Source organism: Mycobacterium sp. 1245111.1 (genome assembly GCF_001673405.1).
Classification (GTDB): domain Bacteria; phylum Actinomycetota; class Actinomycetes; order Mycobacteriales; family Mycobacteriaceae; genus Mycobacterium.
Map to the genome: position 1 here is coordinate 1 of NZ_LZLV01000164.1, position 10,024 is coordinate 10,024.

Annotated in this window: 12 protein-coding genes; 8 read left to right on the forward strand and 4 right to left on the reverse strand. The window is 64.8% G+C overall.

Annotated elements, in window-relative coordinates:
- From hypE to A5658_RS27195, 4 genes are all read left to right on the forward strand, one after another.
- Nucleotides 1-969 (forward strand): hydrogenase expression/formation protein HypE (hypE, locus tag A5658_RS27180; protein WP_156751678.1); only part of this gene is annotated, 969 nt, incomplete at its 5' end.
- A 16-nt stretch (nt 970-985) separates the two neighbouring features.
- Nucleotides 986-1,258, forward strand: a complete 273-nt coding sequence (locus A5658_RS27185; protein ID WP_067342692.1) for a HypC/HybG/HupF family hydrogenase formation chaperone — start codon at nt 986-988, stop codon at nt 1,256-1,258.
- Between the two features lie 11 nt (nt 1,259-1,269).
- Nucleotides 1,270-2,409 carry a hydrogenase formation protein HypD gene (hypD, locus tag A5658_RS27190; protein WP_067342694.1) on the forward strand — a complete coding sequence of 380 codons (1,140 nt, stop codon included), beginning with the start codon at nt 1,270-1,272 and terminating at the stop codon, nt 2,407-2,409.
- A gap of 2 nt (nt 2,410-2,411) precedes the next feature.
- Nucleotides 2,412-3,167 carry a DUF6390 family protein gene (locus A5658_RS27195; protein ID WP_082993449.1) on the forward strand — a complete coding sequence of 252 codons (756 nt, stop codon included), beginning with the start codon at nt 2,412-2,414 and terminating at the stop codon, nt 3,165-3,167.
- On the opposite strand, the gene A5658_RS27200 is transcribed toward A5658_RS27195, so the two are convergent.
- A complete protein-coding gene (locus A5658_RS27200; RefSeq protein ID WP_067342696.1) occupies nt 3,164-3,652 on the reverse strand; it encodes a Fur family transcriptional regulator in 489 nt (162 codons plus the stop codon). The genes A5658_RS27195 and A5658_RS27200 overlap by 4 nt on opposite strands.
- Before the next feature lie 71 nt (nt 3,653-3,723).
- Between A5658_RS27200 and A5658_RS27205 the strand changes: the two genes are divergently transcribed.
- From A5658_RS27205 to A5658_RS27220, 4 genes are all read left to right on the forward strand, one after another.
- Nucleotides 3,724-4,848 (forward strand): alkaline phosphatase family protein, encoded by a 1,125-nt coding sequence (locus A5658_RS27205; RefSeq protein ID WP_369830577.1) that lies wholly within the window; start codon nt 3,724-3,726, stop codon nt 4,846-4,848.
- 131 nt (nt 4,849-4,979) lie between these two features.
- Nucleotides 4,980-6,098 (forward strand): HoxN/HupN/NixA family nickel/cobalt transporter, encoded by a 1,119-nt coding sequence (locus A5658_RS27210; protein ID WP_067342713.1) that lies wholly within the window; start codon nt 4,980-4,982, stop codon nt 6,096-6,098.
- A gap of 259 nt (nt 6,099-6,357) precedes the next feature.
- Entirely contained in the window at nt 6,358-6,657 is a 300-nt protein-coding gene (locus tag A5658_RS27215; RefSeq protein ID WP_067342698.1) for a PE family protein, read from the forward strand.
- Between the two features lie 11 nt (nt 6,658-6,668).
- A complete protein-coding gene (locus A5658_RS27220; RefSeq protein ID WP_067342700.1) occupies nt 6,669-7,916 on the forward strand; it encodes a PPE family protein in 1,248 nt (415 codons plus the stop codon).
- 70 nt (nt 7,917-7,986) lie between these two features.
- On the opposite strand, the gene A5658_RS27225 is transcribed toward A5658_RS27220, so the two are convergent.
- The 3 genes from A5658_RS27225 to A5658_RS27235 form a co-directional block, all read right to left on the reverse strand.
- Complete coding sequence (locus A5658_RS27225) at nt 7,987-8,661, reverse strand: GH25 family lysozyme (protein ID WP_231997467.1); 675 nt, start codon at nt 8,659-8,661, stop codon at nt 7,987-7,989.
- Nucleotides 8,662-8,889: 228 nt separating this feature from the next.
- Nucleotides 8,890-9,663: a 3-oxoacyl-ACP reductase gene (locus tag A5658_RS27230; protein WP_067342704.1), complete on the reverse strand. Its 774-nt coding sequence runs from the start codon at nt 9,661-9,663 to the stop codon at nt 8,890-8,892.
- A 3-nt stretch (nt 9,664-9,666) separates the two neighbouring features.
- Nucleotides 9,667-10,024: gamma-glutamyl-gamma-aminobutyrate hydrolase family protein (locus A5658_RS27235; protein ID WP_197503241.1), on the reverse strand; the 358-nt coding region annotated here is incomplete at its 5' end.

A 10,024-nucleotide genomic window follows, 5' to 3' on the forward strand; every position in this document is an offset into this window, starting at 1 on the left:
GCCTCGGCCGCGCTGGTCGACGCAGTGTTCGTAGAGGCATTCCGCAATCCGCACCTGGAGTCGCTTGGCGACGGCGCCGTCCTCACGCTGCCCGGCGGTGAGCGGCTGGCGATGTCTACCGATTCATTTGTGGTGCAGCCCAGGCGTTTTCCCGGCGGTTCCATCGGGGAGCTCGCCGTATACGGCACCTGCAACGACGTCGCGATGGCTGGCGCGGTCCCGGCCTGGATCTCCGCGGCGTTCGTGCTGGAAGAGGGCTTCCCGATCGCCGAACTGAAGGAGATCGTCGCCGACATGGCCGCCGCTGCGGCCAAAGCGGGTGTGCAGATCGTCACCGGCGACACGAAGGTGGTGCCCAAGGGCGCCGCCGACGGCATGTTCGTCACCACCACAGGCACCGGCGTCATTCCCGCACGGCGCACCTTGTCGCCGGCGTTGGTACGCGCCGGCGACAAGGTGCTCTTGTCGGGTTCGATGGGCGATCACGGCATGGCGGTAATGCTTGCGCGCGGCGACCTGGCTATCGAGGCCGATATCCATTCCGACACGGCATGTCTCAGCCCGTTGGTCGAATCGCTGATGGCTGCCGCGCCATCTACTCGCTGGTTGCGGGACGCGACCCGCGGCGGGGTCGGAACGGTCTGCAACGAATTGGCTCAGGCCTGCGGACTGGGGGTGCTGCTGTTCGAGGAGCGATTACCCGTGCGGTCGATGGTGAATGGCGCGTGCGAGCTCCTCGGTATCGATCCGCTCTATGTCGCCAACGAGGGCAAGTTCATCGCGGTCGTCGCACCCGAAGACGCCGACGTAGCGCTAGCCGCGCTGCGGTCACATCCGCTGGGTGCCGAGGCGGCTGAGGTTGGGGAAATCGTCACCGAGCCGGCGGAAAGCGTCGTGCTGCGTACCGGATTCGGCGGTACCCGGATAGTCGACATGCTCGTCGGCGATCCGCTGCCGCGAATCTGCTGAAGGGAGGAGACCGCATATGTGTCTGGGAATTCCGGGTCGGATCGTTGAGATCACCGATTCCGCAAACTATTTGGCGAAGGTCGACGTCAGCGGTGTGCAACGGACGATTAGCGTGCGACTGCTGGAAAGCGACATGCCTGAACCCGACGACTGGGTACTGGTGCACGTCGGGTTCGCGATGGCCAAGATCGACGAGACCGAGGCGTTGCTCACCCTGGCCGCTGTCAAGAAGCTTGGCGAGGCCTACGCAACCGAAATAGAAGCCTTCGACTCGTCGGCGATTGTTTAAGGGGGAAGGCGATGAAATTCGTTGACGAATTTCGCGATCCGGCCGCGGCACGCAAGTTATTGGGCGCGATCGAGCATTTGGCGGGAAGCGGACCCGATCACTTCAAGTTCATGGAGGTGTGCGGCGGGCACACGCACACCATCTACCGACACGGAATCGAACACCTGTTGCCTGACAACGTCGAACTGGTTCACGGCCCCGGCTGCCCGGTCTGCGTCATCCCGATGGGCCGCATCGACGATGCGATGTGGCTGGCCGGTCAACCCGACGTGATCTTCACCTGTTTCGGCGACATGATGCGGGTGCCCGGCTCAACCGGTAGCTTGCTGGACGCCAAGGCGCGCGGTGCGGATGTCCGGTTCGTCTACTCGCCGCTGGACGCGCTGAAGATTGCTGTCGACAACCCCGACAGACACGTGGTGTTCTTCGCCATCGGGTTCGAGACCACTGCGCCATCGACTGCGGTGACGCTGGTGCGAGCCCGCGACCTTGGCCTGCGAAATTTCAGTGTGTTCTGCAACCACGTCACGATCGTGCCGCCGATCAAGGCCATCCTGGAATCACCCGACCTGCGGCTGTCCGGCTTCATCGGTCCCGGGCACGTCTCGACGGTGGTGGGCAACCGGCCGTACCGATTCGTGCCCGAAAAGTACGGAAAGCCTTTAGTGGTAGCCGGATTCGAGCCGCTGGACATTCTGGCAGCGGTGACGATGTTGTTGCGCCAGATTCGGGAGGGCCGCTGTGAAGTGGAGAATCAATACAAACGTGTGGTTCCCGAACACGGCAACCCGGCCGCACTGGCGCTGATGGGCAAGGTGTTCGCGTTGCGCCCGCACTTCGAATGGCGCGGGCTCGGGTTCATCTCGCAAAGCGCGCTGCGGTTGCACGATGACTTCGCCGACTTCGACGCCGAGCTGCAATTCTCGATGCCCGGCGTACGGGTCGCCGATCCCAAGGCCTGCCAGTGTGGTGAGGTGCTCAAGGGTGTGCTCAAGCCTTGGGAATGCAAGGTTTTCGGCACCGCCTGCACGCCGGAGACTCCGATCGGAACGTGCATGGTGTCGCCCGAGGGGGCCTGCGCGGCTTACTACAACTTCGGCCGCATGCATCGCGATGCCGTCAAGCTGGTGGGATCCTCCGGACGGCCGTGACGGTGGCTGCACCGACCGAAAACGATCGCGGGCCAGAGATGTTCGCCCGCTACGCGTATGCCCCCAACGCGCTGGGCTTTTGCGGTCCACCGCTGGGAGCGACGTTGCGCGACGGGTCGGTCGAGGATGTGCGGTTGGCCGCGACGACGTTTTCGGGAGCCTGGCCCTACCTACGCGTGCTCGCGACGATGACCGGTATCAACGATCCGCTGGACTACCGGCTTGTTGAGTCGTACTGGCTCGGGGCCGGGATCGGCGCCGAGCTCGATCCGGATCAGTTCGTCGAGGAGTTGCTGGCCATCATCGGCCCAAAGGCGAGCCGGTATTGGGGGCACCTCACCGCCGACTTGGCGTGCGAGGCGGCCGCCAACCACTGCTTCCACGTGTTCGGTGTCTATCCGTGGTCGTGGCTGCTGGGCCGACACGGCGGACGCCTCGACGAGCACCCGTTGAGCGTGCTTGACAATTGCCGGATCAGCTGGGGAACGGTGCTTTCCCGCTACGGCGGCAATGTCGAGGTGTCGTGTCGACGGCTGGACTGGGATGGAATCGCGCTGGGTCTGTCTGATCCCGTGGCTCGTACCGTCGATGTCTGGACCGATGGGTATAGCGCGGTGCCCGACGTGGGCGTCGGCGACGAGATCGCGATGCACTGGGGACGGCTATGCGGTCGGTTGCAACCCGAACAGATCGAGGCGTTGGCCAACAGCACCACCCGTCAGCTCCAGGCGACGAATCAGCGGTTGGCGCGCGTCTAGCTACGCGGCGGGCGTGGCCGGTCGGGTTCATCCTGGCACTGCGGGCACAGTCCATGCAGGGTGAGGCCGGCGCGCTCGGACAGCGTGAACGAACTACCGGCCATCGCGTGTTGCAGCGCAGATGCCAGCCGTCCTGCGGGCACTTCGATGATTGAGCCGCAGCGCGTGCACACCGCGTGGTGGTGCGGGTCAGCGGCGAGCCCATAGGTGGTGACCCCGCCCTCCAGGGTCAGCGCATGCAGCACACCCTGGTCGACCAGCGTGGTCACGGTCCGGTAGATCGTCGCCAAGTCCGGCGGCTGATCTTCGGCCGGCAGGCACGCGTGCAGCCGCTGGTCGATCTCGGCAACCGAGAGGTGACCGTGCACCGGCTCGAGCACGGCCAAGACCGCGATCCGGGAGGCCATCCGGCGCAGACCATGAGCACGCAGCAGCTCGCCGATTCGCTCGGTGACGACCGGATCCAAAGCCGAAGGCCTGGCCACCTATCCAGTATCACGCAGCCGATCGTCGAATCGCAGGCAATGACCGGATCGGGCACTGTCAGACTGACATCGTGTCCGACGTGCCGCGAGGTTCGATCTGCGACGTACTCCCCGCCGCTGCTGCATTGCTCTCAGTTCCCCGAGCGGTAGACGCACTGACCGTGACCGAGTGGGTCGGCGAGGTACGCCGCGTTGTTGTCGTCCTGGTCGACGGGATGGGCTGGCACCTACTGCCAGAACTGGCTGCTGATGCGCCGTTGCTGACGGCGGTGCTGGCCGGTGACACTGGGCGGCTCGACGAACTCGAATGCACCTTCCCGTCCACCACACCGACCAGTCTGGCGTCATTGGGTACCGGTGTCGCGCCCGGCCAGCACGGGATCCTGGGTTTCACCGTCAACATCCCCGAGACCGACCGGGTGCTCGCTCACATCTTCTGGCGTGACGATCCCCCGCCGGCCCTGTGGCAACCCGTCCCGACGTGGTTCGAACGCCTACGGCGCGCCGGTGTCGACGCCCGCGCCGTATTGCCGGCGCCATTCATCGGAAGCGGGCTGACCGAATCCGCCTACCGCGGCGCGCAATTCTTTCCCACCAACCATAACGACGACTATGCCAGCGCGGTTGCCGAACACATCAGCACCGCAACGGGTTTGGTCTACGCCTACACCTCGGCCTTGGATACCGCCGCGCACCTGTTCGGCGTCGGGTCAGCGGAGTGGCACGCCGCGGGGGCCTATGTCGACGCGCTGTTGACCCGTTTGCTCGACGCGCTGCCGTCCGACGCCGCGATGCTGGTCACCGCCGACCACGGTGGCGTGAACGTGGACGAGCGGATCGACCTGGACGCTGACCCGCTGCTGTCGGCCGGTGTGCGGGTAGTCGCCGGCGAGCCGCGGGTCCGCTATCTGCATACCGAGCCGGGCGCGGCGCCCGACGTCATCGCCACCTGGACCGAACTCCTGGGCGGCCGAGCCGAGGTTTACAGCCGCGAGAACGCCGTCGTCGCTGGGCTTTTCGGACCAGTACGGCCCGAGCACCTGGCCCGCATCGGCGACGTTGTCGTTATCTGCAATCGCGACACTGCGGTGCTGGCGAGCCGACGGGAACCGCCCGAAGTTGCCCAGCTGGTCGGCTTGCACGGCGGCGCGACGCCCGCTGAGATGTCGATCCCGCTGATCACCTTTCGGGGCTGACGGCAGCGGGGGCCGCACATTACCGGATAGCTCACCAGTCCACCTGCGAAATACTTGCAAAGTTCTTGCGAATCGTGTGCAGGAGGTTTAGCGTCAAATTCGGTCGGGGTTTATTTCAGATGGGACGCGACATGGCCGCTGACACACTCAGCAGGCAACCATCGTCGCTCTCTCGACTGAGGCTCACTCTGACGTCCGACGAGTGGCTGCGCCTGTGCTCGATGCTCACGATGATCATCGCACTGCATGTGATCGGTTGGGGCACACTGGTACTCGTCGTTGAGCCGGCGCATTTGAGCATCGGCGACAAAGCGTTCGGCGTCGGCATCGGCTTAACCGCCTACACCCTGGGGTTGCGCCACGCATTCGATGCCGACCACATCGCCGCGATCGACAACACCACCCGCAAGCTGATGAACGACGGGCAGCGGCCGCTTGGCGTCGGATTCTTCTTCTCGCTCGGCCACTCTTCGGTCGTGTTCGGGCTGGCGCTCCTGATCGCATTCGGACTCAAGGCCATCGTCGGACCGGTCGAGCAGGACTCGTCGGCATTGCATCACTACACAAGCTTGATCGGCACCGGCGTTTCGGGAGTGTTCCTGTATTTGATCGCCATCATCAATGTCGTCATCCTGGTGAGTATCTTGCGCGTGTTCGCGCAGATGCGCCGCGGCCACTATGACGACGATGAGCTTGAAGCGCAGCTGAATAACCGAGGGCTGCTGAATCGCGTGCTCGGCCGCTTCACCAGATCGGTGACCGCGTCGTGGCACATGTATCCGATCGGAGTGTTGTTCGGCCTAGGCTTTGACACCGCAACCGAAGTCGCGCTGCTCGTGCTGGCCGGCACCAGCGCGGCGGCCGGTCTGCCGTGGTATGCCATCTTGTGCCTGCCGGTGCTGTTCACCGCGGGCATGTGCCTGTTGGACACCATCGACGGCTCGTTCATGAATTTCGCCTACGGTTGGGCGTTTTCCAATCCCGTTCGCAAGGTCTACTACAACATCACTATCACCGGTCTTTCGGTGGTGGTCGCATTGCTCATCGGCAGCGTCGAATTGCTCGGGCTGCTCGCCGGGCAATTGGGCTGGACGGGCGGGTTTTGGGGTTGGCTGGGCGGTGTCGACCTCAACGCAATTGGTTTCCTCATCGTCGGTTTGTTCGTGGTGACATGGGCCGGCGCCTTGCTGATCTGGCGCTATGCGCGCATCGAGCAGAAGTGGACGATGCAGGCCGAACGCGTCGGCTGAGACGCGTTGAGGAGTCGGCCCGGGTTCACCCCAGGTCGCGATCACCACCGCGCCAGATTCGGGTGTCCAACCCAGGGTTGATGCAGCTCTGACCTGAACAAGCGGCTTGCGCCATTGACACAAATCGAAGACCGCAGTTTTCATCCGGTCCCTGTCGAGGTGGCGGCTGTCTGCAATCAGCCTGTGCCAAAGCACTTTCACGCAGACCGAACCCCGGCCCTGCGTAGTCGTCGTGCGCGCTAATCCAGAGGAGAGTTTGATGTCGTTCTTATCTATCGTACCGGAAACCGTGTCCGCCGCAGCGGACATCCTTCAATCTGTTGGCTCGAGAATTCAAGCGCAGAACACCGCAGCGCTGGTCCCCACCGCGGGTCTGATCCCGGCCGCGTCCGACGAGGTATCAGCCTTGACGGCAATGCAATTCGCCGCGCATGCGCGCGCGTATCAAGCGGTCAGCGCCCAAGCCGCGGTGATCCACGAGATGTTCGTGTCAATGTTGAGCGCCGGCTCCGAATCCTACGCCGCTACTGAGATCGACAACGCTGTCGCTACAGGTTAAGGAGTGCTGCAATGGATTTCGCAACATTGCCCCCGGAAGTCAACTCCGGGCTGATGTACGCCGGTCCAGGTTCCGGGCCGATGATCGCGGCTTCCGTGTCCTGGGACAACCTAGCCACCGAGATGGCTTCGACGGCGGGTGATTACGGCTCGGTGATTTCCGGCCTCGCCAGCGGGCCGTGGCGGGGTCGGGCATCGGCTTCGATGGTTGGCGCCGCCGCGCCATACGTGTCATGGATGAATGCCACTGCAGCGCAGGCAGAACAGGCCGCCCACCAAGCCCAAGCGGCAGCTTGTGCTTACGAGGCTGCATTCACCGCGACGGTACCCCCACCGGTCATCGCCGCCAACCGTGCACTTTTGGCGTCGCTGGTCGCGAGCAACATCCTCGGCCAGAACACGCCGGCGATCGCGACCACCGAAGCCCACTATGCCGAGATGTGGGCCCAAGATGCCGCAGCGATGTACGGTTATGCTGGAACATCATCAGCTGCAACGACATTGACGCCATTTGCTCAACCCCCGGAGACCACGACGACAACTGCCGCGGCAGCGCAGGCCGCGACGGTGGGTCAGGCAACCGGCACGGGGACGCAGGCGACGCTGTCGCAGCTGGTGTCTTCGGTCCCCGCCGCACTGCAGCAGCTGGCCTCCCCCGCGACGTCGACATCCTCGACTTCGGGTCTCAACGGCATCATGGACTGGCTAGGGCTGGGCGGAACCAACCTGACCACGCCGGCGGGAATCCTGAGTTTCCTGTCCGGAGCCGACGGGTCCCCGTTGGGAGCCTTCCTCAACGACAACGGCCTTAACACGATGTTCTCCTCGGGCTTCTACATGCCGGGCAACTTTCTGGGCACCATGTCGGATTTCGTTGGGCTCGGAAACGCCGGTGCGGCTTCGGAAGCCGCCGGAAGTGCCGCCGCGGGAGCGGCGGCCGACGGCGTCGGAAGCGCGCTCGCGGCCCCGGCCGCGGGTCTGGGTGAGCTCGGCGGTCTGGGCGGCGCCGTGTCGGCGACCGTGGGCGGTGGCACGACAATCGGCCCGCTGGCAGTGCCGCCCAGTTGGGTCCCGGTAGCCCCCACCGTGAGCCAGCCGCCGGCACCGTTGGGAGGAGCGGCCCTCGCGGTTCCGCCTGCGGCCGTGGCGGGCATGCCCGGGATGCCGATCATCAGTTCGGCCGCCAACTCCCTCGTAGACAGTGCACCCAAATACGGGTTCCGCCCAACGGTGATCGTGGCGTCACCGGCGGCCGGCTGACGGCGACACCACGGCGCCGTAATACTCGGGCTGATGCACGTCGCGTCGTCGCTGCAGCTGTACGGTGTTACTAAAAGGATGTCGTGGTGGGCGCGGAAAGCGCGGTGCCGAATAGGACAGCGATGTCCGCACCCAGATAGGCGTTGCAGTCGACCGTGAAACCTGCGATGTCCGCGCTGCTGGTGAATTGCCACGCCGCTGGGGTAGCTCCGCCGTAGGGTACCCATCCACTGCCGGAATTGCCGCCAGAGTTCGCGTAAATGGTTGAGGCGTAACCGGACCCGTCCGGGTAGCCGGACGACACAAGCGCGTTGGCGAGGCCGGAAAGGTCGCCGCCACCCTGTTGGCTCCAGTACCACTGCGGGTAGTAGCCCAGCTGCACGGTGATGCCCGCGGCGTTGAAAGCATCGACCACGGCAGTCAGGTTCGACAGGTTGCCGCCGTTTTCTTCCCAGTCCAGCATCGCCAGGGTTCCGCCGTTGTTGCCCTTCCAGGTTTGAGCCTGCGACGCGGCGTCGTTGGTCGTCACATAGTGGTAGCCGATCAGCGGGAGATTATTGCGCTGGCACCACTGCTGGACCGTCGGCCAGTACGGATCCTCGTAATAGTTGCCCTCGGATACCTTGTGGCACATGCCGCTAAAGCCCTCCGGCACGAGCTGTTCGAGGAAGCGAACCGCGTCCTGTGCCGATGACCAATTGTTGTTACTGCAATCCGGGTAGAACAGCGTCACGACTTGCGCCAATGGCTCGTCTGTGCAAGACATTCCGTATGGCGGGTCAGCCCGTCGCGATCACGACGCACCTCCCAGCGCAACCCGTCGTCGGTCCGCACCGCAGTCGCGACCGCCCCGGCCTGCCGCCGGACTTCCCCCGCACGCGTCGGCTTCCCCCTGGTATTCGTTGTCCCGATTCCCTTCTCGCAGTTCGCAACGACTCGCGCCCAGCCTACCCACTGGGGCGGCGTCTGACGTCTACAGCGGCGTGGTATACGCGGCGCTGATGCCGCCATCGACCAGATAGCTCGCCGCGGTGATGAACGATGCGTCGTCGCTGGCCAAAAATGCTACGACGGCCGCGATTTCGTCGGCCTCGCCGAACCTGCCCATCGGCACATGCACCATCCGCCGGGCTGCGCGCTCGGGGTCTTTGGCGAAAAGCTCTTGCAGCAGTGGGGTATTCACCGGCCCCGGACACAGTGCATTAACCCGGATGCCTTGGCGGGCATATTGCACGCCGAGCTCGCGCGACATGGCTAACACGCCGCCCTTGGACGCGGTGTAGGAGATCTGCGAAGTGGCCGAACCCATCACCGCGACGAATGAGGCGATGTTGACGATCGACCCGCGTCCTGCGGGCGCCATATGCCGCAATGCCGCCCGGCAGCACAGGTACACCGATTTCAGGTTGACGTCTTGAACCCGCTGCCAGGCCGGCAGTTCGGTGTTCTCGATCAGATCGTCGTCCGGCGGCGAGATGCCGGCGTTGTTGACCGCGATGTCCACCGCCCCGTGGCCAGTCGCCACGGTGTCGAACAGGTTGTTGACCGATGCCTCGTCCGAAACATCTACCGCCACAAACGAACCACCCACTTCGTCGGCCGCTGCGGTGCCGGCGCGCTCATCGATGTCGGCGATCACCACGGTGGCGCCCTCGGCACGCAGCCGGCGCGCCGAAGCCAACCCGATGCCGCCCGCACCCCCGGTCACCACCGCGACCCTGCCGGCCAGCCGTTGCGTGAGGTCCACTCGCTACTCCTTCTCCGCGTACACCCGCGCGGCCTCGACGATCGCCGAGAACAGTCGCAGGTCGTCCAAACTTTCCTCGGGGTGCCACTGCACGGCGAGCACGAAGTCGTCCCCGGGCAGTTCCAATGCCTCGACCACGCCGTCCGCGTCCCAGCCGCTGACCACCAAACCCTCGCCGAGATCGGCGATGGCCTGATGGTGATAGCAGCGCGCGTCGACCGATTCGCCCACCAGCGAGGCCAACCGGGTACCGGCGACGGTGCGCACCGGCAGCGTGGTGAACACCGCGTTGCCCGCTCGGTGTCCGCTGTGCCCGATGACGTCGGGTAGGTGCTGGTGCAGAGTCCCGCCGAGCGCGACG

Bases quoted from the DNA above. Each gene is read 5' to 3' on its own strand.
- A5658_RS27185 (WP_067342692.1), top strand. From the start codon at position 986: ATGTGTCTGGGAATTCCGGGTCGGATCGTTGAGATCACCGATTCCGCA.
- hypD (WP_067342694.1), top strand. From the start codon at position 1,270: ATGAAATTCGTTGACGAATTTCGCGATCCGGCCGCGGCACGCAAGTTA.
- A5658_RS27210 (WP_067342713.1), top strand. From the start codon at position 4,980: ATGGCCGCTGACACACTCAGCAGGCAACCATCGTCGCTCTCTCGACTG.
- A5658_RS27215 (WP_067342698.1), top strand. From the start codon at position 6,358: ATGTCGTTCTTATCTATCGTACCGGAAACCGTGTCCGCCGCAGCGGAC.
- A5658_RS27220 (WP_067342700.1), top strand. From the start codon at position 6,669: ATGGATTTCGCAACATTGCCCCCGGAAGTCAACTCCGGGCTGATGTAC.